This window comes from Xenorhabdus sp. KJ12.1 (assembly GCF_963876495.1).
Taxonomy (GTDB): domain Bacteria; phylum Pseudomonadota; class Gammaproteobacteria; order Enterobacterales; family Enterobacteriaceae; genus Xenorhabdus; species Xenorhabdus stockiae.
Genome location: NZ_CAWNQH010000036.1, coordinates 1 through 487, shown reverse-complemented (window position 1 = coordinate 487; position 487 = coordinate 1). Strand labels below are relative to the sequence as shown.

1 protein-coding gene is annotated in these 487 nt (G+C 54.2%); it reads left to right on the top strand.

The window, feature by feature from the left end:
* Nucleotides 1–487 (top strand): phage tail protein (locus AACS92_RS04220; protein ID WP_241538054.1); only part of this gene is annotated, 487 nt, incomplete at both ends.

Sequence of the window (487 nt, the reverse complement as noted above, 5' to 3'; positions counted from 1 at the left end):
GGATATCGCCGGTATCTTCCGGGGGATGACCTACTGGGCCAACAATAACATGAACGTACTGGCGGATATGCCACGGGATGTGGATTATCTCTACACCCGGGCCAACGTGCGTGACGGTAAGTTTGTCTACAGCAGTGCCAGTGAGAAGACCCATTATTCTACCGCGATGGTCAGCTGGTCAGATCCGCAGAACGGTTATCAGGATGCCGTGGAACCCGTCTTCGACCACAGGTTAATTCGTCGTTTTCAGGTCAGGCAGGCCGATGTGACCGCGATTGGTTGTACCCGCCAGAGTGAGGCGATTCGGCGCGGTAAATGGATATTGCATACCAACGAGTATGACCGGATGGTCAGTTTTACCGTGGGGCTGGATGGCAAAATTCCGTTACCCGGTTATGTTATCGGGGTGGCGGATGAAATGCTGGCAGGCCGGGTGCTGGGTGGTCGCCTTCACAATGCAGACGGACGCAATATCACCTTAGATAGA